Origin of the sequence: Mycobacterium cajalii (assembly GCF_045809005.2) — a bacterium.
Classification (GTDB): domain Bacteria; phylum Actinomycetota; class Actinomycetes; order Mycobacteriales; family Mycobacteriaceae; genus Mycobacterium.
Map to the genome: position 1 here is coordinate 2,426,416 of NZ_CM141436.1, position 23,306 is coordinate 2,449,721.

Below are 23,306 nucleotides of genomic sequence, written 5' to 3' on the forward strand. Positions count from 1 at the left end.
CCTCGGCGCGGGCGGCGCTAACCGCTTGCGGGCAAGCGTAGTTGACTATTGCCCGATTTGGCTGCGGCGTTCCCGGGTATGCGTGTGACAAGTGAGCCAGAGGTCCGGCGCGGCCGGCGCAGGTGTCTGTCGGCACAGCGCGATGAGCTGTTCGCCCCTCAGGTAGTTCTCAAGAAAGGTGCAATGGCGATGGTGCGTTCGCGCATCTCCGAATGGAACCCCCAGGACGAAGCGGCCTGGGATGCCGGCAACCATGCCATCGCTCGGCGAAATCTGTTCTGGCTCGTCGTCAACGTGCACGTCACATTTTCGGTCTGGTATCTGTGGTCGGTGATGGTGCTTTTTATGCCGGTCTCCGTCTACGGGTTCTCGACCGGAGACAAGCTCCTCATAGCCGCGGCGGCCTCGTTGGTCGGCGCTGTGGTGCGTATCCCTTATTCCATGGCGGCCAATTGGTTCGGGGGGCGCACCTGGACGACGTTTTCGTCGTTTGTGCTCGTGATCCCCACCGCCGGAACTATCTGGTTGCTGGCGCACCCGGGCCTGCCGCTGTGGCCGTACCTCGCGTGCGCGGCCTTGACCGGGTTGGGCGGCGGCAACTACTCGGCATCGCTGGCCAAGGTCGACGGCCTGTATCCCCAACGGCTCAAGGGTGCGGTGCTGGGCCTGACGGGCGGCATGGCCAATCTCGGGTCGGCGGCCATCCAAATGGTCGGGCTGGTGGTCCTGGCCGTGGCAGGCCATATGGCGCCCTACTGGGTGTGCGCGATCTATCTTTGTCTGCTGGCCGTCGGCGGTGCCGGTGCGGCGCTCTTCATGGACAACTTCGTCGCGCACCGCTCCGGACTGTCGTTGAACAACTTGCGCGCGATTCTTCCGGTGTCCGACACCTGGATCCTCTGTTTCCTCTACTTGTGCGCGTCGGGCTCATTTCTGGGTTTCGCGTTCGCCTTCGGGCAACTGCTGAACCACAACTTCCTGGCGGCCGGGCAAAGTCCCGGGCAGGCATCCCTGCATGCTGCCGAGATCGCGTTCATCGGGCCTTTGTTGGGGTCCTTGGCGCGCATCGCCGGCGGCAAGATCAGCGACCGCTTCGGTGGCGGCCGCGTCGCACTGACCGTCTTCCTCGGCGCTATCGTGGCCGGCGGTTGGCTGGCTGCCATCAGCACCCACCAGGACCTCGCGCACGGTGCCGGTGCGCCCGCGACCGGGCTGACGATGGTCGGTTACATCATCGGTTTCATTGCGCTGTTCATCTTCTGCGGTGCCGGCAAAGGGCCTGTTTACCAGCTCATTCCCCTGGTCTTCGCGGAACGTAGTCGCGGGTTGGGCCTCCCGGAGAGTGATCGCCGCGATTGGGCCCGGGTCCGGTCGTCGGCGCTGATCGGGTTTGCGGGCGCATTCGGTGCGCTCGGCGGGATGGGGATCAACGTGGTGCTACGGCAATCCTATGAGCTGGCCGGCACCGCCGCCCCGGCCCTGTGGATCTTCACGCTGAGCTATGTCGTCGCGGCGTTCTTGGCGTGGGCGCGCTACGTGCGTCCACGCCTGGGGCTGCTGGGCGCCGCCGCGGCGGACGCGGATCAAGGCGTCGTCGCACCGGCCGGCCAGGACAGCTGACAGGGGCATTCCCGATATGCCCCGCGGCTGCTAGCACCGAAAAGAAAGGATCGTCAATCCAATGAGTCAACGAGAAGCCGCCGACTCCGCGATGCCGTCCCTCGACGAGGTGATCGCCATCGCGGTTGAGGCCGGGAAAGTCATCCTCAAGCACCGCCAGCACCCGCACGTGAAAGAAAAAGGCGACCACGGCGACGACACCTCGCCGGTCACAGATGCAGATTTGGCGGCCAATCGGCACATCACCGAACACCTGAAGAAGCTGAATCCGAATATTCCGATCATTTCCGAGGAAATCCGGTCCGTCGATTACGAGGCGAGGAAACATTGGCGGCGTTTCTGGGTGGTAGACCCTCTGGATGGCACCAAAGAATTCATCAAAGGCAGCGATGAGTTTACCGTTAATATCGCGCTCGTGGACGAACTGGAGCCTGCGCTGGGTGTGATATATACGCCGGCGAAAGACTTGCTGTACTACGCAGAACAAGGACAGGGGAGCTGGAAACGGGACGGCGAACACGCTCCGGTGCGGATTTATTCAGAAGTTCCGGATCTCGCCAAGGGGCTGGTTGTCGTCGAGAGTGCTTCTCACCCTTCCGCCGAACTGGAAAACTACCTGAAAGACCTGCCCGTCAAGAAGCGGATCCATGCAGGAAGCTCGCTCAAGTTCTGCCTGGTGGCCGAGGGGGTCGCTGACATCTACCCGCGGATGGGCCCGACAATGGAGTGGGATGTGGCGGCCGGTGATTGCATTTATCGCAACTCGGCTCGTCTTGGCCGGCGCAGCACATCGTTCACCTACAACAAGCCGTCGTTGAGAAACGAGACCTTCGTCATCGGCTTCAAATGAACGCTGCATCATCCCACTTGTCGGCTTGGCTGTTCCGAGAAAGGACTCGCTTCAATGGGCAATGACATTACCTGGCACGAGCACAGTGTGAGTCGGGGTGAACGGGAAAAACTGAATGGCCACCGGGGTTGTGTGATCTGGCTCACCGGATTGAGTGCCAGCGGCAAGAGCACAATCGCAAATCTGGTGGACCGTAAATTGTACGAACGCGCTGCACGAAGCTACATGCTCGACGGAGATAATGTGCGCTACGGACTCAACGCCGGTCCGGATATCCTCGAGAAAATGCACGGCAAAGAATTTGCCGCGCGCTTCGGCTTGGGCTTCTCGGCCGACGACCGCGAGGAGAATATTCGCAGGATCGGCGCCGTTGCGAAACTGTTCTGCGGAGCCGGAATCATCACCTTGACCGCGTTCATCAGCCCGTATCGGCGTGATCGCGACCGCGTCCGCGCGACTCTCGACGAAAACGACTTCATCGAGATTTTCGTCGACACCCCGATCGAGGTATGTGAACAGCGCGATCCGAAAGGGTTGTACAAGAAGGTTCGGGCCGGCCAGATCAAAGGCTTCACCGGAATCGACGACCCCTACGAGGCCCCACTCAAGCCCGAACTGAGGCTCGACGGCGCCGTCAAGAGTGCCGATGCGCTGGCCGAGGAAGTGATCGCATATCTCGAAAAGGTGGGCGTCATACCGGCACAGGCATGACGTGAAGTGGTCGGGGTGAGGGCTGCAATGGAAAGCCAGGCGTGTCTCAGCAGAGACCCCGCGGGCGATGACGACAAGAAAGGCGGACTTCCGTGACAAACGAATTGCTCGCACCGACCAGGGTGCTGCGCGACTATCTGTCGGATTCGACGGTGTGGCAAGACTTTTTGGACCAGGGCGGTTTCGTCGACAGGGATGTCGTGGTTGCCGACCCGTTCAAGGCCGGCACCACCTGGACCCAGCGGATCCTGCAGCAGATTTTGAGCAACGGTGAGGAGCACGACGCCGGGCTCTCCGACACTTCTCCGTGGCTGGATTCCAGCTGGGGCGACCATGCCGAGATGCTCAAGACGCTCAAGGAACAGCGGGCGACCGGCACGCGCCGGGTCATGAAGTCGCACCTGCCCGCGGACGCCCTGCCGATCGCCCCGGAAGCCCACTACGTGTTCGTCGGGCGCAACGGGAAAGACCTGGGGATCAGCTTCCACAACTATCTGTACAACTTCTCCCCGGCGACCATGGAGCAGATCAACCGGATTCACGCCGAGTGGTCCGGTGACCCGACTCCGCTGGTGATCCCGCCGGACATGCGGGAGTTCTTCGATGTGTGGCTGGACACCGACGGGTACCAGTGCTGTGACCTGTTCGACGTCATGGCGTCGTGGTGGCGGCTCAAGGACGAACCGAACGTCCTGCTGGTGCACTACAACGATCTCAAAAACGATTTGCGGGGCCAGATTGCGCGGATCGCGGAGTTCTTGTCCGTCGACCCCGCGTCGCTGCGCATGGACGCCATCGTCGAGCACTGCTCGTTCGAGTACATGAGCGGGCGGGCCGAGAAGATGGCGCCCTTCGGTGGGGAGCACATGTCCAGCGCCAAGGCCTTCTTCGACAAGGGGCCCAAGCGCGACTTCCGCACCGAGTTGAGCGACGAGCAGATCGAGCGCTTCGACCGCAAAGCCCTCGACAAACTCGGCGACGAATGCGCCCGGTGGCTGGAGGTCGGCAGCGCCCACAAGTGAGCTACTCCGCGAATTTCGGGTAATGCAGGCCCAGGGCCCGGCGGCTCCACGACGCCGCCACGGCCAACATCTCTGGACGGAGGAGAAATGACCGGAGCAAAGATGACGCGCGTTTACCTCGCTCGCCACGGCCGCACTGCTTTCAACGCCGAGGGGCGACTGCGTGGGCTGAGCGATCCGCCACTGGACGAAGTCGGCCTTGCCGAGGTGGCGCGGCTGGCGCAGGTGCTGGCCGCCAAAGGTCCCACGGCGGTCGTGTCCAGCCCGCTGCAGCGAGCGGTGTCCACGGCTGAGGCGATCGCTGCGGCCGCAGGTGTCCCGGCCAGCGTCGATCTGCGGCTGAACGACCGCGACTACGGACCCATGACCGGGCACCCTCGCGCCGAAGTCGAAGAGCAGTACGGCAGCGTCGATTCGGCGCCGGGAGTCGAGCCGCGTGCGGCGGTGGCCGAGCGCGCCAAGAAGGCGTTCTTCGAACTCGTCGACGAACTTGCCCCCGGCCCGATCGTCCTGGTTTCCCACGACGCGTTCAATCAGGCCTTGCTCGAACAGCTGGATCCCTCCCTTGTTCGAGTTCGCCAGCGGACCGCTTGTTGGAATCAGCTCAGCCTGGTTGACGGAACGTGGCGCGTCGACGCCTACGACCAGGTGGCTGAGTGAGGGTCGGTCGAGACGTCCGGGTGGGCGGATCAGGTGTTCCGGGATGTCGCGTGGGCCAGCGACGCTGACGCGGTCCTCACCCGGTTCGTCGATCCGAGTGGCCCGCCCGACCGCACTTCGATTGACGGTTGCCGGCGCCCGCCCCTGATGCCGACGGGGCCCTGCCGTGCCGGAAGCAGTCCCGACGGCTACTAGCCTGGACACGTGCCCGATCCCGCCACGTATCGCCCCGCACCGGGGTCCATCCCGGTCGAGCCGGGTGTCTACCGGTTCCGGGACCCGCACGGGCGAGTCATCTACGTCGGCAAGGCCAAGAGCCTGCGGAGCCGGCTGACGTCGTACTTCGCCGACGTCGCCGGCCTGCATCCGCGCACCCGTCAGATGGTGACCACCGCGGCCAAGGTCGAGTGGACGGTGGTCACCACCGAAGTCGAGGCGCTGCAGCTCGAATACAACTGGATCAAGGAGTTCGATCCGCGCTTCAACGTGCGCTACCGGGACGACAAGTCCTACCCGGTGCTGGCGGTCACCCTGGGCGAGGAGTTTCCCCGACTGATGGTGTATCGCGGCCCGCGGCGCAAAGGGGTGCGCTACTTCGGGCCGTACTCGCATGCCTGGGCCATCCGGGAGACGCTGGATCTGCTCACCCGGGTCTTCCCGGCACGCACCTGCTCGGGCGGGGTGTTCAAGCGGCACAAGCAGATTGACCGGCCGTGCCTGCTCGGCTACATCGACAAGTGCTCGGCGCCCTGTATCGGCAGGGTCAGTGCCGAAGAGCATCGCCGCATCGTGGACGATTTCTGCGACTTCCTGTCCGGGAAGACCGACCGGTTCGCCCGCGAGCTGGAGCAGCAGATGAACGTTGCGGCCGAGCGGCTCGACTTCGAGCGGGCCGCCCGGCTGCGGGACGACCTGGCCGCGCTGAGGCGGGCCATGGAGAAGCAGGCGGTGGTCTTCGGCGACGGCACCGACGCCGACGTCATCGCTTTCGCCGACGACGAGCTGGAAGCCGCGGTGCAGGTGTTCCACGTCCGCGGCGGACGGGTGCGGGGCCAGCGCGGCTGGATCGTCGAAAAGTCGGGCGATCCAAACGATTCCGGCGAGGAGCAGCTGGTGGAGCAGTTCCTGACGCAGTTCTACGGCGAGCAGGCCGAACTGGGTGGCGCCGCCGACGAGGCCGTCAACCCGGTGCCGCGCGAGGTGCTGGTGCCGTGCCTGCCGTCCAACGCCGACGAGCTGTCCAGCTGGCTGTCCGGGCTGCGCGGCTCCCGGGTCAACCTGCGGGTGCCGCGCCGCGGCGACAAGAAGGCGCTGGCCGAAACGGTGCAGCGCAACGCCAAAGAAGCACTGGAGCAACACAAGCTGAAACGGGCCGGCGACTTCAACGCCAGATCCGCTGCGCTGCAGAACATCCAGGATGCCCTGGGCCTGGCGGACGCGCCGCTGCGCATCGAGTGCGTCGACGTCAGCCACGTGCAGGGCACCGACGTGGTGGCCTCGTTGGTGGTGTTCGAGGACGGGCTGCCACGCAAGTCGGACTACCGCCACTTCGCGGTCCGGGAAGCGGCCGGGCAGGTCCGCTCCGACGACGTCGCCTCCATCGCCGAGGTGACCCGCCGCCGGTTCCTGCGCCACCTGAACGACCAGCAGGACCCGAATATGCTTTCGCCGGAAGGCAAATCGCGCCGATTCGCCTACCCGCCCAATCTGTACGTCGTCGACGGCGGCGCGCCGCAGGTCAATGCGGCCAGCGCCGTGCTCGAGGAGCTGGGTGTCACCGACGTGGCGGTGATCGGCCTGGCCAAGCGCCTGGAAGAGGTGTGGGTGCCCTCCGAGCCGGACCCGATCATCCTGCCGCGCAACAGCGAGGGCCTCTACCTGCTGCAGCGGGTCCGCGACGAGGCGCACCGGTTCGCCATCGCTTACCATCGCAGCAAGCGATCCAAGCGAATGACCGCATCGGTGCTGGATTCGGTGCCAGGATTGGGGGAGCACCGCCGTAAGGCGCTGGTAACGCATTTCGGATCCATCGCCCGCCTCAAGGAGGCCACCGTCGACCAGATCACCGCCGTCCCGGGTATCGGCGTGGCCACCGCCACCGCCGTTCTCGCGGCGCTGCGGCCGGCGCAACCGGAGGAGTCGGGATGAGCGGGCAGGGTGAGCTGGCCCAGAGCCCCCCGGGGCCCCACAGCGAAGGATCCGCCGACGCCATCGACGTCGTCCTGGTGACCGGGTTGTCCGGGGCCGGGCGGGGCACCGCGGCCAAGGTGCTCGAGGACCTCGGCTGGTACGTGGCCGACAACCTGCCGCCGCAGCTGATCACCCGGATGGTCGATTTCGGGCTTGCCGCCGGGTCGCGGATCACCCAGCTGGCGGTCGTGATGGACGTCCGGTCGCGCGGGTTCACCGGGGACCTGGATTCGGTGCGCACCGAGCTGGCCACCCGCAACATCGCCCCGCGGGTGGTCTTCCTGGAGGCGTCCGACGCCACCCTGGTGCGCCGCTACGAGCAGAACCGCCGCAGCCACCCGCTGCAGGGCGAGCAGACCCTGGCCGAGGGCATCGCCGCCGAACGCAAGATGCTGGCCCCGGTGCGCGCCGGCGCCGACCTGATCATCGACACCTCGACGCTGTCGGTGCGCGGTTTGCGGGAAAGCATCGAGCGGGCGTTCGGCGGCGTCACCACCGCGTCCATCAGCGTCACCGTCGAGTCGTTCGGCTTCAAGTACGGCCTGCCCATGGACGCCGACATGGTGATGGACGTGCGGTTCCTGCCCAACCCGCACTGGGTCGACGAGTTGCGTCCCCACACCGGCCAACACCCGGCGGTGCGCGACTACGTGTTGGCCCAGCCCGGCGCGGTTGAGTTCCTCGAGGCCTACCATCAGCTGCTGAACCTGGTCGTCGACGGCTACCGCCGGGAGGGCAAGCGCTACATGACGGTCGCGATCGGCTGCACCGGCGGCAAGCATCGCAGCGTCGCGATCGCCGAGGCGCTGATGCAGCTGCTGCGGGGTAACGCCCAACTGTCGGTCCGGGTGCTGCACCGGGACCTGGGTCGCGAATGAGCCCGGCAGGAAGCCCGCCGGGCAGTCAGAGCATCGTCGCGCTGGGCGGCGGACACGGTTTGTATGCGACGCTGTCCGCGGCCCGCCGGCTGAGCCCGCACGTCACCGCGGTGGTCACCGTCGCCGACGACGGCGGCTCGTCGGGCCGGCTGCGCAACGAACTGGACATCGTGCCGCCGGGTGACCTGCGGATGGCGTTGGCGGCGTTGGCATCTGACAGCCCGCACGGCCGGCTGTGGGCGACCATCCTGCAGCATCGCTTCGGCGGCAGCGGCGCCCTGGCCGGGCACCCCATCGGCAACCTGATGCTCGCCGGCCTGTCCGAGGTGCTGGGCGACCCGGTCGCGGCCCTCGACGAGCTCGGCCGCATCCTCGGCGTCAAGGGCAGGGTGCTGCCGATGTGCCCGATCGCGCTGCAGATCGAGGCCGACGTGTCCGGCCTGGAGGCCGACCCGCGCATGTTCCGGCTGATCCGCGGGCAGGTGGCGATCGCGACGACGCCGGGCAAGGTGCGGCGGGTCCGGCTGCTGCCCGGCAATCCGCCGGCGACCCGGCAGGCCGTCGATGCGATCATGGCCGCCGACCTGGTGGTGCTGGGGCCCGGGTCGTGGTTCACCAGCGTGATCCCCCATGTGCTGGTGCCGGAGCTGGCCGCGGCGCTGCGCTCCACCAGCGCCCGCCGCGCGCTGGTGCTCAACCTGGTGGCCGAGCCGGGGGAGACGGCCGGCTTCTCGGTGGAGCGCCACCTGCACGTGCTGGCCCAGCACGCGCCCGATTTCACCGTCCACGACGTCATCATCGACGCCGATCGGGTACCCAGTGAGCGGGAACGCGACCAGCTGCGCCGCACGGCGACAGTGCTGCAAGCCCAGGTGCACTTCGCCGACGTGTCCAGACCTGGTACACCTTTACATGACCCGGGCAAGCTTGCGGCCGCCCTGGACGGCGTGCGAGTGGGCAACAAGGACTCGTCGGCGCACAGCGCGACAGCCACCGAAGAGATTCCGATCGACGGTGAACGCCCGCAGACCGGGGCGGATGGACCGGCTGGCAACGGACCGAGGGGTGACGACGCGTGGCGATGACGACCGAAGTCAAGGACGAGTTGAGCCGCCTGGTCGTGCAGTCGGTCAGCGCCCGACGCGCCGAGGTCACGTCCCTGCTGAGGTTTGCCGGTGGGCTGCACATCGTGGGCGGCCGGGTGATCGTCGAGGCCGAGGTGGACCTGGGCAACATCGCGCGGCGCCTGCGCAAGGACATCTTCGACCTGTACGGGTACAACGCCGTCGTGCATGTGTTGTCGGCCAGCGGGATTCGCAAGACCACCCGCTACGTGCTGCGGGTGGCCAACGACGGCGAGGCGCTGGCGCGCCAGACCGGCCTGCTCGACAACCGGGGGCGGCCGGTGCGCGGGCTGCCGGCCCAGGTGGTCGGCGGCAGCGTCGCCGACGCCGAAGCGGCGTGGCGCGGGGCGTTCCTGGCGCACGGTTCGCTGACCGAGCCGGGACGCTCGTCGGCGCTGGAGGTCAGCTGCCCCGGACCGGAGGCCGCGCTGGCGCTGGTGGGTGCGGCGCGCCGGCTCGGGGTCAGCGCGAAGGCGCGCGAGGTGCGCGGCGCCGACCGGGTGGTGGTGCGCGACGGCGAGGCGATCGGCGCGCTGCTGACCCGGATGGGCGCCCAGGACACCCGGCTGGTGTGGGAGGAGCGCCGGATGCGGCGCGAGGTCCGCGCGACGGCCAACCGGCTGGCCAACTTCGACGACGCCAACCTGCGCCGCTCGGCGCGCGCGGCGGTCGCCGCGGCCGCCCGGGTGGAGCGCGCGCTGGAGATCCTGGGCGACACCGTGCCCGACCATCTGGCCTCGGCCGGCAAGCTGCGGGTGGAGCACCGGCAGGCCTCGCTGGAGGAGCTCGGCCGGCTGGCCGACCCTCCGATGACGAAAGACGCTGTGGCGGGCCGTATCCGGCGTCTGCTGTCGATGGCCGACCGCAAGGCCAAGGTCGACGGCATCCCGGACACGGAGTCGGCGGTGACGCCGGACCTCTTGGAAGACGCCTGATGTGCGAGGGCCGGCCCCGCACGAATTGTCGAAAATAGCTGTTTAGTTTTCGGCGCCGAGGGCTACGGTCGGAAGAATGAAGCGGCTTTCGAGTGTGGACGCGGCGTTCTGGTCTGCCGAGACCGCGGGCTGGCACATGCACGTGGGCGCGCTGGCGATCTGCGATCCCGGCGGCGCGCCGGAGTACAGCTTTGCGCGGCTGCGTCAGCTGATCATCGAGCGCCTGCCCGAGCTGCCGCAGCTGCGCTGGCGCGTCACCGGTGCGCCGCTGGGCCTGGACCGGCCCTGGTTCGTCGAGGACGAGGACCTCGACATCGACTTCCACGTCCGTCGCATCGGCGTCCCCGCGCCGGGCGGGCGCCGCGAACTCGAGGAGCTGGTGGGCAGGCTGATGTCCTACAAGCTGGACCGCGCGCGGCCGCTGTGGGAGCTGTGGGTGATCGAGGGCGTCGAGGGCGGCCGGATCGCCTCGCTGACCAAGATGCACCACGCCATCGTCGACGGGGTGTCCGGCGCCGGGCTGGGCGAGATCCTGCTGGACGTGACGCCCGAACCCCGGCCGCCGCAGCAGGAGACGGTCGGATCGCTGGTGGGTTTCCAGCTGCCGGGCTTCGAACGGCGTGCGGTGGGCGCCCTGATCAACGTCGGTGTCATGACGCCCTTCCGCATCGCCCGGCTGGTGGAGCAGACGCTGCGTCAGCAGATCGCCGCGCTCGGGGTCCGCAGCCGGCCGCCGCGCTTCTTCGAGGCACCCAAAACCCGGTTCAACGCGACGGTGTCGCCGCACCGGCGGATCACCGGGTGCCGCGTGGAGCTGTCCCGGGCCAAGGCCGTCAAGGACGCCTTCGGCGTCAAGCTCAACGACGTCGTGCTGGCGCTGGTGGCCGGTGCCGCCCGGGAGTATCTGCAAAAGCGTGGCGAGCTGCCGGCCAAGCCGCTGATCGCGCAGATCCCGGTGTCGACGCGCACCGACGACAGCAAGGACGACGTCGGCAACAAGATCAGCTCGATGACGGCGTCGCTGGCCACCGACGTCGAGGACCCCGCCGAGCGGCTGCGAATCATCCACGAAAGCACGCAGAGCGCCAAGCTGATGGCCAAGGCGCTCTCGGCGCATCAGATCATGGGGCTGACCGAGACCACGCCGCCCGGGCTGCTGCACCTGGCCGCGCGGGCCTACACCGTCAGCGGGCTGTCGCGAAACCTGGCCCCCATCAACCTGGTCGTGTCCAACGTGCCGGGGCCGCCCTGCCCGCTGTACATGGCCGGCGCCAAGCTGGATTCGCTGGTGCCGCTGGGCCCGCCGGTGATGGATGTCGCCCTGAACATCACCTGTTTCTCCTACGAGGACTACCTGGATTTCGGTTTCGTGACCACGCCGGAGGTGGCCAACGACATCGATGACATGGCCGACCGCATCGAGTCGGCGCTCACCGAGCTGGAGAAGGCGGCCGCCCCGGGAATGAGCGGCTAGCGATCCCAGCCGGCGCGCCAGTCGTGGCTCGTCGAGTCAAACGGGTTCGGCGTCGTCATCGTCGCGAATCAGCCTCTCGGGGTGGTGGTAGCTGTTGGTCCGCGGCTGCCCGTGGTCGAGGTGTGGTGGTGGTAGCCATTCGGTCTCGCCCCGGGCGTTGGTCCGGGTGGTCCAGCCGTTCTCCGCGAGCCGGTTGTGGGGACCGCAGGCCAGGGTGAGGTCGTCGATGTCGGTGCGGCGGGCGGCTTGCCAGCCTGTGACGTGGTGGACTTGGCTGTGGTAGGCGGGTGCGTCGCAACCCGGCATGGTACACCCACGATCCTTGGCGTACAGCATGATTCGCTGCGCCGGTGAGGCCAATCGCTTGGTGTGATACAGCGCCAGCGACCTGCCCTTGGCGAAAATCGCCAGGTAATGGTGGGCGTGTCCGGCCCAGCGGATGACGTCCGACATGGGCACCAGGGTGCCGCCGGCGGTCAGGGCCTTGCCGGCGGCGGACTCCAAGTCCGTCAACGTGGTGGTCACCACGATCGAGACGGGCAAGCCGTTGTGCCGGCCCAGTTCGCCGGAGGCAAGCAGCCCGCGCAGCCCGGCCAGGAGTGCGTCATGGTTGCGCTGCGCTGCCGACCGGGTGTCGCGGCGCACCGCGGCTTCCTCGGGTGGCGCATCGACCACCGGGTTCTCGTCGTCGGGGTTGCACACCCCGGGGGCGGCCAGCTTGGCCAGCGCGGCCTCGAGGGCCGCGCGCAACTCCGGGGTCACCAGGCCGCTGAGGCGTGACATGCCGTCGAATTCCTGCTTGCCCAGCGTGATTCCGCGCTTGCGGGCCCGCCCGACGTCGCTGAATTCCCCGTCGGGGTCCAGCCAATCCATGATCCGCTGGGCGTATTTCGCCAGTTGGTCAGGGCGATACCCGGCGGCCTTTCCGGCGAGGTCAGCTTCGGCCGCGCGCCGGGTGGACACGTCGATCTCGGCGGGCAGCTGGGAGAAGAAGCCACGGATCACCTTGACATGCCCGTCACCGATCAGCCCTTCGCGCTGGCCCGCCGCGGTCTCGCTCAGCCGCGGCGCCAACGGTTCACCGCTCAGCGCCCGGCGCTCCCCGAGGTCCTGGGCTTCCTCGATCCGCCGGCCGGCCTCCGCCGTGGTGATGCGCAACCGGTCGGCCAGCCCCGAGCGCAGCGAGCCGCCCAACTCTTCGGGACTGGCTTGGGCGTCGAGCTGGTTGATCAACGCGTGCTCGGGTGCACGCAGCCGGCGGGCCACGCGTTCCAGGCGCTCCAGGGCGCGCAACCGCTCCGGGGTGGTCAACACGTCAAAGGACACCTCGCACAGGCGGTCCACGCCGTCATCGAGCGCGTCGAAGACTTCGACGATCTCCCCACGACTATTCGCACCCATACCTCAAACTCTAGAAACGCCCACCGACAGAAATCGCTGTGTTGTGGCCGTTGGAGCTGAGGTGGCACAAGGGATTACAGAGTCCCGACGGCAGGGGCCCGACGGCAGACGGGGGACACTAGTCGCTCGCGATCGGGGCTTTCGTCGCGTACACCCAGGACAGGAACCGCGCCACCGCCTCGGCGGAGCGGTGCGCCCGCGGGGAGCCGAAGATGTCGAAAGCGTGCTGGGCGTTGGGTAATTCGGCGTAGGCGACCGGCGACTTCGACACCGCCCGCAGTTCTTCGACGAACTCCCGCGCCTCGCCCACCGGGATGAGCGAGTCGTCACTGCCGTGCAGGACGAAGAACGGCGGCGCCTCCGGCCCCACGTATCGGATCGGCGAGGCATCCAGATAGATGTGTCGGTGCGTGTCGAGTTTGCGTTTGACCACCAGCCTTTCGAGCACCTCGACGAACTCGGCGCGCCCGTCCGCATCGGTGGAATACCAGTCGTAGCGCCCGTAATACGGGACGGCTGCCACCACCGACGTGTCGGCATCCTCGAAGCCCGGCTGGAATTTGGGATCGTTGGGGGTCAGCGCGGCCAGCGCGCACAGATGGCCGCCGGCGGACCCGCCGCTGATCGCGACGAAATCGGGGTCGCCGCCGTAGCGGGCGATGTTCTCCTTGACCCAGGCCAGCGCCCGCTTGACGTCGACGATGTGGTCGGGCCAGGTGTGCCACGGGGAAACGCGGTAGTTCATCGAGACGCACACCCAGCCGCGCGAAACCAGGTGGCTCATCAGCGGATACGCCTGCGGGCGGCGCCACCCGATCATCCACGCGCCGCCGGGTACCTGCAGCAGGACCGGCGCCTTGCCATCGCGCGGCAGGTCGCTGCGCCGCCAGATGTCGGCCAGGTTCGCGCGCCCGTGCGGGCCGTAGGACACGATGTTCTGCTTGTCGACGAAGCGCCGCCGGGCCACGGTGGTGCGCAGCGGCAGGTTGCGCCGCCCCCTGCGGGTCGGCTCGGTGGGCAGCGCGGCCAGTTTGTCGGCGTAGTCGGATCCGAGTTGTTCGGTCAGCCCGGCTTCCAGCACCGGGCCCGGGGTGGTCACAGCGCGATAGCGGATCATCGCCAGCATCGGCCAGGACGCGGCCGTCAGGGCCAGCGCCAACTTTCCCTTGCGCCCGGCGAAGTCGCCGTGCCGGCCGCGGCGCACGGCGTCCAGCATGGAGGCGCCTGCGTACAGGGCGGGCACCTCGGAGGTGGGCCAGCCAAACCAGAACACCGGCACCGAGGCGTAGGGATTGCGGCTGATGGGATGCAATCCGTTGGCTGCGTTGATGAATTCCAGGGTCGCGCGCAGCAGCGGCCGGGGCTTGCGCAGCCGCGCGAACCTCATGAGCCGGTGGTTCGGGCTTGCAGTTCGTTGCGCAGGATCTTGCCGGTGCTGCCGCGGGGGAGTTCCTCGACGATCGCGATCTCGCGGGGCACCTTGTAGTTGGCCAGGCTCTCGCGGACGTGTTGCTTGAGGTCCTCGGGGGTTGTCGACTCGCCGGGGTTCAGCACCACGAATGCCGCCAGCCGCTGGCCGTACTCCTTGTCGTCGACGCCGATCACCGCGGCCTCGGCCACGCCGGGGTGTGCGGCCAGGGTCTTCTCCACCTCGATGGGGTAGACGTTCTCGCCGCCGGAGACGATCATCTCGTCGTCGCGGCCCACGACGAACAGCCGTCCGGCGGCGTCGAGGTATCCGACGTCGCCCGACGACATGAACCCGGCGTGGAAGTCTTTCGTGGTGCCCGAGGTGTAGCCCTCGAACTGGGTGTCGTTGCGGACGTAGATGGTGCCCACCTCGCCGGTGGGCAGCTCGTTGAATTCGGAGTCCAGGATCCGGATCTCGGTTCCGCCGGCCGGCCGACCGGCGGTGTCGGGCGCGGCGCGCAGGTCCTGCGGGGTGGCGGTGGCGATCATGCCGGCCTCGGTGGCGTTGTAGTTGTTGTAGATGACGTCGCCGAACTGGTCCATGAACGCGATGACGACGTCGGGCCGCATCCGGGACCCGGATGCCGCCGCGAACCGTAACGACCTGCCGCTGTAGCGGTTTCGCACCTCGTCGGGCAGCTCCATGATGCGGTCGAACATCACCGGCACCACCGCCAGGCCCGTCGCCCGGTGACGGTCGACGAGCTCGAGGGTGGCCTCCGGGTCGAACTTGCGCCGGGTGACCACCGTGCAGGCCATCGACGCGGCGAAGATCAGCTGCGAGAAGCCCCAGGCGTGGAACATCGGCGCCACGATCACCACGGTCTCCTCGGCGCGCCACGGCGTGCGGTCCAGGATCGCCTTGAGCGTGCCCACGCCGGCGTTGCCGCCGGTCTGCTTGGCCCCCTTGGGTGTTCCGGTGGTGCCGGAGGTGAGCAGGATCATCCGGCCCTTGCCGCCGGTGCGCCGGGGCTGTTGCCCGGCGTGCTCGGCGATGAGCTTCTCGACGGTGAGCTCGTGCGGGGAGTCGGTCCGGGCCAGGACTCGCGCGGCGTCCGGCTGGTCGGCCAGCGCGCGGTCCACCGTGTCGGTGAACTCCTCGTCGTAGACGACCGCGTCGACGCCCTCACGGTTGACCACCTCGGCCAGCGCCGGCCCGGCGAACGACGTGTTGAGCAGCACGACGTCGGAGCCGATCCGGTTGGCGGCCACCACCGCCTCGACGAAGCCGCGGTGGTTGCGGCACATGACCCCGACGACCTTAGGCTGGCCGGAGGGCAGGCCCTGCAGCGCCGCGGCGAACGCGTTGATCCGCTCGTCGAGCTGCCGCCAGGTGAGCGTGCCGAGTTCGTCGATCAGGCCGGGGCGGTCCGGGCAGCGCTGCGCCGCGCTGGCGAAGCCCACGGTCATGCCCATCCCTTCGCGGCTCATGGCGGCGGCGATCTTCAGGTAGCGGTCGGGCCGCATCGGCGCGAGCAGTCCGGCGCGGCGCAGGGTGGCGATGAGGCCGAGGGTCTGGTCGATGCGACCGATGAGAGAAGCCACGGCTCAGCCCAGGATCGGGAAACGGCGCTTGGCGGCGAGCTCGTCGAGACCCTGCTGCATGACCGAGCGCACGTGCTGGTCGACCTCGTCGACGTCGGGGTCCTCGCCGAAGCGCGCCGCGATGTCGATCGGCTCCAGCGCCCGCGTCACGATCTTGGTGGGCAGCGGCACGTTGGGCGGGATCACGGCGCTCAGGCCGAACGGGAAGCCGAACGACAGCGGCAGGATGGCGCTGCGCAGCAGGCGCTTCACCCCGAGCCGCTCGGCCAGCCAGGTGCCGCGGGACAGGTAGAGCTGGGTCTCCTGCCCGCCGATCGACACCGCGGGCACGATGGGTACCCCGGCCTCGAGCGCCGTGCGCACGTAGCCCTTGCGGCCGTTGAAGTCGATGACGTTCTCCGACAAGGTGGGCCGGTAGGCGTCGTAGTCGCCGCCGGGAAACACGATCACGACACCGCCGGAGCGCAGGGCGCGGGCCGCGTTCTCCCGGCTGGCCCGGATGTAGCCGGTGCGCCGCAAGAACTGCCCGGTGGGCCCCGTCATGAGGATGTCGTGGCTCAGCGTGTAGACGGGCCGGTCGTAACCGAACTTCGCGTAGAAGTCGGCGCTGAAGATCGGGACGTCCATCGGGAACATGCCGCCGGAATGGTTGCCGACCACCAGCGCCCCGCCGGGCGGGAACGAATCCAGGCCGTGCACCTGGCAGCGGAAGTACGTCTTGAGCACCGGGCGCATGACGCCCATGACGCGCTGCGTCAGCTCGGGATCCCACTTGTCGATGTCGCCGGTATCCGGGCTGTCGTCGGTCACGTCGCTCCTGAGGTTCCCTCGGGGCCTGGCCGCGTTGCGGCCACGGTGATTTCCTCGATCGTAACGGGCCGGTGTCAGGCAGTTTTCTCCGCATTTTCCGGCGGATTCCGCCGGGGCGGGCGTAGCGGCGGCGGTACTTTGTCGTCCACACGTATGGTGCCGGTCGTATCCGGCGCGCTATTGTTACGCACGCCCGACGGTAAACCCCCAGTTGAGAGGGACAGAATGGACCTCGCCGGCTTGGCTGACACGCCCGAACGGGTCGGCGCCACCGGGATGACGCCCGAAGAATCCGCCGCCGCCGCCGCCGCGGCCGACTACCGTCAGGCCGAGTACTTTCTGGGGCTGCTGATGCAGCGCCGGCTCCTCATCGATCACCGGGTCGAGCAATACCGCAAGGCGGTCGTTGCCGCGGAGAGCGGCGGCGACGCCGAACGCGCCTACGGCTTGCGGCGGATGGCCCACGCCGAAGAGCAGGACCGGCGGACTCTCGAAGATCTGACCCAGAACCTGCAGCGGCGCTTCCCACGTCAGGATCCGGGCGGCGTCCCCGGCGGTGCGCAGGCGCGGTTCGCGGTCCGGTAGGCGTAGTCGGCCGATGGGATTCATGACACCGGAGTTTCCCGACGTCGACCCCGCGACCTGGCCCGGCCTGCCGCGGGCCGAGCGGCGCCAGATCATGGCCCGGCATTGGGTCGAGCACGGCTTCGGCTCCCCGCATGCGGTGTACCTGTTCTACATCGTCAAGGTCGCGCTCTATGTCGCCGGCGCCGCCGCGGTGATCTCCCTGACCCCGGGACTGGGCGGGCTCGGGCGCATCGCCGACTGGTGGACCCAGCCGATCGTGTACCAGAAGGTGGTCGTCTTCACGCTGCTGTTCGAGATCCTCGGCCTGGGCTGCGGGTCGGGGCCGCTGACCGCGCGCTTCTGGCCGCCGTTCGGCGGCTTTCTATATTGGTTGCGGCCCAATACAATTCGGCTTCCGCCCTGGCCGGGCAAGGTGCCGTTGACCGCCGGCGACAACCGCACCGTCGTCGACGTGGCGCTCTACGTCATCGTGCTCGGGTCCGGGGTGTGGGCCCTGCTCTCGCCGGGGACCGGCGGGCCGGTCACCGCCGCCGGTGATGTCGGCCTGATCGATCCCGTGCGGGTGGTGCCGGCCATCGTCGCGCTGGCGCTGCTCGGCCTGCGCGACAAGACGATCTTCCTGGCCGCGCGGGGCGAGCACTACGGGCTGACGCTGCTGGTGTTCTTCTTCGGCTTCACCGACCAGATCGCCGCCTTCAAGATCATCATGCTGGCGCTGTGGTGGGGGGCGGCGACCTCCAAACTCAACCACCACTTCCCCTACGTGGTGGCGGTCATGATGAGCAACAGCCCGCTGCTGCGCAGCAAGGCGTTCAACTGGTTCAAGCGCAGGCTCTACCTCGACCCCGTCGACGACCTGCGCCCGTCGTGGGTCCCGAAGGTCATGGCCCACGTCGGCGGCACCACCGCCGAATTCCTGGTGCCCACGGTTCTGGTCTTCTTCGCCGACGGCCACCGGTGGGCCTGGTTTCTCATCGGGTTCATGGTGCTGTTCCACCTCAACATCACCTCGACCATTCCGATGGGAGTCCCGTTGGAATGGAACGTGTTCTTCATCTTCTCGCTGTTCTACCTGTTCGGGCACTACGCCGGGGTCACGGCGTTGGGCCTGAGCTCGCCGCTGCTGCTGGCCATCCTGATCGCGGCGCTGGCGGTGGTGCCGATCGTGGGAAACCTTTTCCCCAAACAGATCTCGTTCCTGCCCGCGATGCGCTACTACGCCGGAAACTGGGCCACCAGCACCTGGTGCCTGCGCAAGGGCGCCGAGGACAAGATCGAGGCGAGCATCACCAAGGCGTCGGCCCTGCCCCCGAATCAGCTTGCCCGCCTTTACGGTCCGGAAACCTCCGAACTGATGATCGACAAGCTGATGGCATGGCGGTCGATGCACACCCACGGGCGAACGCTCAACGGCCTGGTGCCCCGCGCCCTGTCCGGGGCCGACGAGGCGGACTATCGCCTGCGGGACGGGGAGATCATGGCCGGGCCGCTGATCGGCTGGAACTTCGGGGAGGGCCACCTGCACAACGAGCAGTTGCTCGCCGCCGTGCAGCGGCGCTGCCGGTTCGACGACGGCGACGTGCGGGTGATCATCCTGGAAAGCCAGCCGATCCATACCCAGCGGCAGGCATATCGCATCGTCGACGCCAAGGCCGGCCTGATCGAAGAGGGCTACGTCGACGTCGCGGACATGCTGACCCGCCAGCCGTGGCCGGAGCCCGGTGACGACTATCCGGTGCACGTCACCGCGCAGCGCACCCCGCGATGACCGTCGATGTCTAGGGCGGTCGTCGTCGGCGCCGGCCCCAACGGCCTGGCCGCCGCGATCCAGCTGGCCCGCCACGGTGTCGACGTGCAGGTGCTCGAGGCCCGGGACAGCGTCGGCGGGGGAGCGCGCTCGGGGGAGCTGGCGGTGCCCGGGGTCGTCCACGACCACTGCTCGGCGTTCCACCCCCTCGGCGTCGGGTCCCCGTTCTGGCACGAGATCGACCTGCAGCGCCACGGGCTGGTGTGGAAGTGGCCCGAGGTCGACTGCGCCCACCCGCTCGACGACGGCACGGCCGGCGTGCTGTACCGGTCGATCGAGGCGACCACGGAGGGCATGGGGCCCGACGCGACGCGATGGCGGCGTGCCGTCGGGGACCTCGCGGCGGGGTTCGACGCGCTGGCCGAGGATCTGCTCCGCCCGGTGCTCAACGTCCCGCGACACCCGCTGCGGCTGGCCGGCTTCGGGCCGCGCGCGCTGCTGCCGGCCACCACGATGGCCCGCTGGTTTCGCACCGAACAGGCGCGTGCGCTGTTCGGCGGCACCGCCGCGCACGTCTACACCAGACTCGACCGGCCGCTGACCGCGTCGCTCGGGCTGATGATCCTGGCCAGCGGGCACCGCTACGGCTGGCCCGTGGCCGAAGGCGGATCCGGTGCGATCACCCGCGCCCTGGCCGCCGCGCTGGCCGAGCACGGCGGCGCCGTGGCCACCGGGGTGACCGTCACCGCCCGCCGCGACATCCCCGACGCCGACATCGTCATGCTCGATCTCAGCCCCGCGCTGGCCTTCGACCTCTACGGCGACCTCATGCCCGCCCGGATCGGGCGCGCCTACCGGCGCTACCGCGAGGGCGCGTCGGCGTTCAAGGTCGACTTCGTCATCGAGGGCGACATCCCGTGGACGAACCCCGATTGCGGGCGCGCCGGCACCGTCCACCTGGGCGGCTCGTTCGCCGAGGTCGCCGACACCGAACGCCAACGCGCACAAGGCAGGATGGTGCGCCGCCCGTTCGTGCTCGTGGGGCAGCAGTACCTGGCGGACCCGTCGCGCAGCGCGGGCAACCTCAACCCGGTGTGGGCCTACGCGCACGTGCCCTTCGGCTACGACGGCGACGCCACGGCCGCGGTCGTCGACCAGATCGAGCGGTTCGCCCCGGGCTTTCGCGACCGCGTCGTCGCCACCGTCAGCAAGGGCACCGCCGACCTGCAGGCCTACAACCCCAACTTCGTCGGCGGGGACATCATCGGCGGCGCCAACGACGGGCTGCAGGTCCTCTTCCGCCCGCGGATCGCCGTCAACCCGTATGCGACCGGCGTACCGGGGGTGTTCCTGTGTTCGCAGTCCACGCCGCCGGGCGCCGGCGTTCACGGGCTGTGCGGGTACCACGCCGCCGACGCGGCGCTGCGCTGGGTGCGCACCCGGCGCTGAGCCGTCCGCCGTAGCCGAAACGTGACCCAGGCTTGACCGAATCGCTCATGCGCCCTTGCGGTTCCACTCGCCACGGCACCCCTACGATCACTATTGCAACGATGTCAGTTACAAGGGAATTGGAGCCATGCGGACGGCTGTTCGGGGTGTTCTCACGGTCATCGGGGTTGTTGCGAGCGTGGTTGCGGGGCCGTCCGGCGTCGGCCTGGCGGCGGCCGCCCAGCCCGACCGGTTCGCCGTCGCGTCGGTGCTGCCGACCCGCGGCGAGGTGGTGGGGATCGCGCACCCGGTCGTGGTGACCTTCCGCGCGCCCGTCACCGGCTCGGCCGCGCGGCACGCGGCCGAGCGCGCCGTGGACGTCACCTCCTCGCCCGCGCGGACCGGCAGGTTCGAATGGCTCGACAACAACGTCGTGCAGTGGGTTCCGAGCCGGTACTGGCCGGCGCACAGCACGGTGGCGCTGTCGGTGGGCGGCCCGCGCGGCCTTGCCGTGGACTTCCGGACCGGTCCCGCCGTCGTCGGCGTCGCCAGCATCTCGGACCACACGTTCACCGTGAGCATCGATGGAGCCGAGGCCGATCCGCCGCCTCCGCTGCCGGCGCCGCACCACCGGCCCCACTGGGGGCAGGAGGGCGTGCTGCCGGCCTCGATGGGCAGGCCGGAGTTTGCGACGCCCACCGGCTCCTACACCGTCCTGTCCAAGGAACGCACGGTGATCATGGACTCGAGCAGCGTCGGCATCCCCGTCGACGATCCCGACGGTTACCGCATCCCGGTCGACTACGCCGTCCGTATCACCAGCCGCGGCCTCTTCGTGCACTCGGCGCCGTGGGCCATCAACTCGCTCGGGCTGGACAACGTCAGCCACGGCTGCATCAGCCTGAGCCCGGCCGACGCGGAGTGGTACTACAACACCGTGCACGTCGGCGACCCCGTCATCGTGCAGGAATAGCAGGCCACTCAGGAATCGCGGGCCACTCAGGAACAACAAGCCACAGAACAACGGACCCGCTGGTCGCAACCAGCGGGTCCGTTTCGTTCGGAGGGGTTGCCAGCTGTTGCGGGTCGAGTGGTCGTTGGTTGTCGGTGGTGCGCTGTAGGAACAGGAGCATGGATCTTGCGGCGTGGGCTGAGCGCAACGGTGTTGCGCGGGTGACCGCGTATCGCTGGTTTCGCTCAGGGCGCTTGCCTGTTCCGGCGCAACGAGTGGGTCGGCTGATCCTGGTGAGCGATGCAGCAGCCGAGCCGGTCCAACGTCGGCGGGTGGCGGTGTATGCGCGGGTCTGGTCGGCAGACCGGAAGGCTGACCTGGATCGGCAGGTGGCGCGGGTGACCACGTGGGCCACTGACGAAAAGATCCCGGTCGAGAAGGTGGTGACCGAGATCGGTTCCGCTTTGAACAGGCACCGCCGCAAGTTCCTTGCCTTGCTGCACGACCAGTCTGTGGGCCGGATCGGGGTGGGGCATCGGGATCGGTTCTGCGGCTTTGGCTCGGAGTACGTCGAAGCCGCACTCGCCACCCAAGGCCGGGAGCTTGGTAGTGGTGGATTCGGCCGAGGTCGACGACGACTTGGTCGCCGACCGCTGGTTTCCGTCGTCGAAAACCTGCCAGTGTGGGCATGTTCAAGACATCGGTTGGGCTGAACACTGGCAATCCGACTCGTGTTCAGCTACTCACCAGCGTGACGATTGCGCTGCGGTGAACCTCGCACGCTACGAGAAACCAGATAGCGTCGTCGGCCCAGTCGGGGCCGCCGTCAAGCGTGGAGCCGACCTTAAGACCGGGCCTGGCCCGGCTGGTGGCTGTGAAGCGCGGAAGGGACGCAGCCGCAAGGTTGCCGAACAACCCCGAGACGGGGTGCAAGTCGCGTGAACACTAAAGATCACTCACTTGCAACGGGATCGGCCTCAGCCTCCCGAAGGGCCGGGCAGGGCCGGCTGACCGGCAACCGGGCCGCCGGTCGGCACCGAACCGGTCGGCGCGTCCTTGGCCCCGGCCATGTCGATGATGGGAGCGGCCGCGACCCCACCCACGGGAGCCCCGGCCAACGCCGGGCCGAGCGCGATCAGCGGTGCGCCGGCCGGGACCACCGGCAGCGGGGCACCCACCGGCAGCGGGGCACCCAGCGGCAGCGGGGCACCCAGCGGCAGCGGGGCGCCCGCCGGTATCGGCGGCCCGAGCGCGATCAGCGGGGCGCCGACCGGAACCACCGGCCCCGGCGCGATCACCGGAACACCGGCCATGTCGGTGAGCGGAGCGCATGCCGGCGCACCGGCCGCTGCCGCCGCGCCGGCCCCGGCAGCGGCCGCGGGTGCGCCGGCCGCTGCCGGGGCCGCGGCGTCGCCCGCCTGATCCTGGACGCACGCATAGCCGCCGGTTTTCAGCGGGGCGGCCGCCGCTTCGGGGCTCAACGCCATCGCAGCCCCGCACAACCCCACGCCGGCAACTATCTTGACGTTGAACCGATCAAAGACCGTCATCAAGTCGACTCCTTTATGAGCGCTCAGTATTTCGCAATCAAGTGGTGCAGCAGAACCGCATTAGCCGTACCGCAGAGGTGTCTAGCCGACCGCCACGATTATTAGCAGCGGAGGCGCGACATGCACCGCGCCGCACCGCGCTGTTTCCAAATGGTGACGTAGCCGATTCCTGTCGGGCGAAAGTGGCGCGAATTCGTCGGAAAAGGGGGGGCGCGCGGGTGCCGCCTTCCGGCGGCGCCGACCTTATCTGACGCGTTTCCGCTGGTAGACCCTGAAGTACGGGTGTCCGGACTTCTCCGGCGGCACGGGCTCCCGGCCGGGCACGCCCAAATGCGGGGCCGGATATTCATT

19 protein-coding genes and 2 pseudogenes are annotated in these 23,306 nt (G+C 68.5%); 16 read left to right on the plus strand and 5 right to left on the minus strand.

Annotated elements, in window-relative coordinates; translation table 11 throughout:
* Window positions 1–189: 189 nt before the first annotated feature.
* From ACJ512_RS11685 to ACJ512_RS11730, 10 genes are all read left to right on the plus strand, one after another.
* The gene (locus ACJ512_RS11685; RefSeq protein WP_407689451.1) at window positions 190–1,620 is read left to right on the plus strand and encodes an MFS transporter; all 1,431 of its coding nucleotides are present in this window, start codon (window positions 190–192) and stop codon (window positions 1,618–1,620) included.
* Between the two features lie 61 nt (window positions 1,621–1,681).
* Window positions 1,682–2,470, plus strand: coding sequence for a 3'(2'),5'-bisphosphate nucleotidase CysQ (gene cysQ / locus ACJ512_RS11690; protein WP_407689449.1), 789 nt, complete (start codon window positions 1,682–1,684; stop codon window positions 2,468–2,470).
* A gap of 54 nt (window positions 2,471–2,524) precedes the next feature.
* Window positions 2,525–3,181: an adenylyl-sulfate kinase gene (gene cysC / locus ACJ512_RS11695; protein WP_407689450.1), complete on the plus strand. Its 657-nt coding sequence runs from the start codon at window positions 2,525–2,527 to the stop codon at window positions 3,179–3,181.
* 92 nt (window positions 3,182–3,273) lie between these two features.
* A complete protein-coding gene (locus tag ACJ512_RS11700; RefSeq protein ID WP_461480059.1) occupies window positions 3,274–4,203 on the plus strand; it encodes a sulfotransferase domain-containing protein in 930 nt (309 codons plus the stop codon).
* Between the two features lie 87 nt (window positions 4,204–4,290).
* Window positions 4,291–4,863: a histidine phosphatase family protein gene (locus ACJ512_RS11705; RefSeq protein WP_407688695.1), complete on the plus strand. Its 573-nt coding sequence runs from the start codon at window positions 4,291–4,293 to the stop codon at window positions 4,861–4,863.
* Window positions 4,864–5,067: 204 nt separating this feature from the next.
* The gene (uvrC, locus tag ACJ512_RS11710; protein ID WP_407688696.1) at window positions 5,068–7,011 is read left to right on the plus strand and encodes an excinuclease ABC subunit UvrC; all 1,944 of its coding nucleotides are present in this window, start codon (window positions 5,068–5,070) and stop codon (window positions 7,009–7,011) included.
* Window positions 7,008–7,931: an RNase adapter RapZ gene (rapZ, locus tag ACJ512_RS11715; protein ID WP_407688697.1), complete on the plus strand. Its 924-nt coding sequence runs from the start codon at window positions 7,008–7,010 to the stop codon at window positions 7,929–7,931. Before uvrC ends, rapZ begins: the two co-directional genes overlap by 4 nt.
* A complete protein-coding gene (locus ACJ512_RS11720) occupies window positions 7,928–9,016 on the plus strand; it encodes a YvcK family protein (RefSeq protein ID WP_407688698.1) in 1,089 nt (362 codons plus the stop codon). Before rapZ ends, ACJ512_RS11720 begins: the two co-directional genes overlap by 4 nt.
* Window positions 9,013–9,990, plus strand: coding sequence for a DNA-binding protein WhiA (gene whiA / locus ACJ512_RS11725; protein ID WP_407688699.1), 978 nt, complete (start codon window positions 9,013–9,015; stop codon window positions 9,988–9,990). The genes ACJ512_RS11720 and whiA overlap by 4 nt, the downstream gene beginning before the upstream one ends.
* A gap of 76 nt (window positions 9,991–10,066) precedes the next feature.
* The gene (locus tag ACJ512_RS11730) at window positions 10,067–11,464 is read left to right on the plus strand and encodes a WS/DGAT/MGAT family O-acyltransferase (protein ID WP_407688700.1); all 1,398 of its coding nucleotides are present in this window, start codon (window positions 10,067–10,069) and stop codon (window positions 11,462–11,464) included.
* 36 nt (window positions 11,465–11,500) lie between these two features.
* Here the strand turns inward: ACJ512_RS11730 and ACJ512_RS11735 are convergent, their stop codons facing one another.
* The 4 genes from ACJ512_RS11735 to ACJ512_RS11750 all read right to left on the minus strand — a co-directional run bounded on the left by ACJ512_RS11735 (window position 11,501) and on the right by ACJ512_RS11750 (window position 16,624).
* Window positions 11,501–12,865, minus strand: coding sequence for an HNH endonuclease signature motif containing protein (locus ACJ512_RS11735; RefSeq protein WP_407688701.1), 1,365 nt, complete (start codon window positions 12,863–12,865; stop codon window positions 11,501–11,503).
* A gap of 118 nt (window positions 12,866–12,983) precedes the next feature.
* Window positions 12,984–14,252 carry an alpha/beta hydrolase gene (locus ACJ512_RS11740; RefSeq protein WP_407688702.1) on the minus strand — a complete coding sequence of 423 codons (1,269 nt, stop codon included), beginning with the start codon at window positions 14,250–14,252 and terminating at the stop codon, window positions 12,984–12,986.
* Complete coding sequence (gene fadD12 / locus ACJ512_RS11745) at window positions 14,249–15,802, minus strand: acyl-CoA ligase FadD12 (protein ID WP_461480117.1); 1,554 nt, start codon at window positions 15,800–15,802, stop codon at window positions 14,249–14,251. The genes ACJ512_RS11740 and fadD12 overlap by 4 nt, the downstream gene beginning before the upstream one ends.
* Window positions 15,803–15,883: 81 nt before the next feature.
* Window positions 15,884–16,624, minus strand: coding sequence for a lysophospholipid acyltransferase family protein (locus tag ACJ512_RS11750; RefSeq protein ID WP_407688708.1), 741 nt, complete (start codon window positions 16,622–16,624; stop codon window positions 15,884–15,886).
* Window positions 16,625–16,930: 306 nt separating this feature from the next.
* On the opposite strand from ACJ512_RS11750, the gene ACJ512_RS11755 reads away from it, so the two are divergent.
* The 6 genes and pseudogenes from ACJ512_RS11755 to ACJ512_RS11780 all read left to right on the plus strand — a co-directional run.
* Window positions 16,931–17,275 carry a hypothetical protein gene (locus ACJ512_RS11755; protein ID WP_407688703.1) on the plus strand — a complete coding sequence of 115 codons (345 nt, stop codon included), beginning with the start codon at window positions 16,931–16,933 and terminating at the stop codon, window positions 17,273–17,275.
* A gap of 13 nt (window positions 17,276–17,288) precedes the next feature.
* Window positions 17,289–19,046: a DUF3556 domain-containing protein gene (locus tag ACJ512_RS11760; RefSeq protein WP_407688704.1), complete on the plus strand. Its 1,758-nt coding sequence runs from the start codon at window positions 17,289–17,291 to the stop codon at window positions 19,044–19,046.
* Between the two features lie 6 nt (window positions 19,047–19,052).
* Window positions 19,053–20,474 (plus strand): phytoene desaturase family protein, encoded by a 1,422-nt coding sequence (locus tag ACJ512_RS11765; RefSeq protein WP_407688705.1) that lies wholly within the window; start codon window positions 19,053–19,055, stop codon window positions 20,472–20,474.
* A gap of 127 nt (window positions 20,475–20,601) precedes the next feature.
* A complete protein-coding gene (locus ACJ512_RS11770; protein ID WP_407688706.1) occupies window positions 20,602–21,426 on the plus strand; it encodes a L,D-transpeptidase in 825 nt (274 codons plus the stop codon).
* Window positions 21,427–21,584: 158 nt separating this feature from the next.
* Window positions 21,585–22,056: pseudogene (locus ACJ512_RS11775) on the plus strand (IS607 family transposase); the annotation flags it as partial.
* Window positions 22,045–22,347: pseudogene (locus tag ACJ512_RS11780) on the plus strand (zinc ribbon domain-containing protein); the annotation flags it as partial. The pseudogenes ACJ512_RS11775 and ACJ512_RS11780, both read left to right, overlap by 12 nt.
* Window positions 22,348–22,382: 35 nt before the next feature.
* On the opposite strand, the gene ACJ512_RS11785 reads toward ACJ512_RS11780, so the two are convergent.
* The gene (locus tag ACJ512_RS11785; RefSeq protein ID WP_461480060.1) at window positions 22,383–22,955 is read right to left on the minus strand and encodes a hypothetical protein; all 573 of its coding nucleotides are present in this window, start codon (window positions 22,953–22,955) and stop codon (window positions 22,383–22,385) included.
* Between the last annotated feature and the right edge of the window lie 351 nt (window positions 22,956–23,306).